The organism is Sulfitobacter sp. HI0129 (assembly GCF_001635395.1).
Lineage (GTDB): Bacteria > Pseudomonadota > Alphaproteobacteria > Rhodobacterales > Rhodobacteraceae > Sulfitobacter.
The window spans coordinates 1-603 of the sequence record NZ_LWGH01000746.1 but is presented as its reverse complement, the minus strand read 5'-3'; the positions used below and the strand labels follow the sequence as shown (position 1 = coordinate 603).

Below are 603 nucleotides of genomic sequence, written 5' to 3'. Positions count from 1 at the left end.
TGCCCGTGACCGACAGGATCCGGCCCAGCCGCGCATCGGCAGCATCGATGGCCTTGAGGTGCTTTGCCACCGTATCATAGGCCCGGTCGAGTGCCGCGCCGTCGATCTGGCGGGACAGTTTCGGATGCGCCATCAGGGTCTCGGCCCGCACCAGAACGGCGGCTTCGCGCCGGATGGAACGCGGCAACCTGCGGCCCGCGCGCCTAAAGCCGCGCTCCAGCGTTTGCGCCTTGATGCCGAGCTTTTCGCGCAAGAGCTTCAGCAGCTTTTCCCGGCGGCGTTCCATGTCGAATTGATCCATCATGGCCGCACCTAAACCCACTGGCATGGCGGCGGCAATCCCGGTAGTCCTGCTGACATGCTTGCCTTTGAACGTTTCGATCCCCCTTCGTCTTCGCCCGACCAGCCGCCGCTGCTCATCGCCCATGGGCTTTATGGTTCGGGGCGCAACTGGCGGGTGATCGCACGGCGCCTGGCGGATGCGCGGCCCGTCATCACGGTGGATATGCGCAACCACGGGGAAAGCCCGCGGTTCGACCGCCACGGCTATCCCGAAATGGCCGCCGATCTGGCGGAGGTGATCGCGGCGCAGGGCGGGCTTTG

Annotated in this window: 2 protein-coding genes; one reads left to right on the top strand and one right to left on the bottom strand. The window is 66.2% G+C overall.

Features of this window, described 5'->3' with window-relative positions; translation table 11 throughout:
* Positions 1–304, bottom strand: a 304-nt coding sequence (locus A3764_RS18475) for a hypothetical protein (protein ID WP_150122286.1), incomplete at its 3' end; no start/stop codon positions are given.
* A 54-nt stretch (positions 305–358) separates the two neighbouring features.
* Between A3764_RS18475 and A3764_RS18470 the strand changes: the two genes are divergently transcribed.
* On the top strand, positions 359–603 hold a 245-nt coding region (locus tag A3764_RS18470), incomplete at its 3' end, for an alpha/beta fold hydrolase (RefSeq protein ID WP_150122285.1).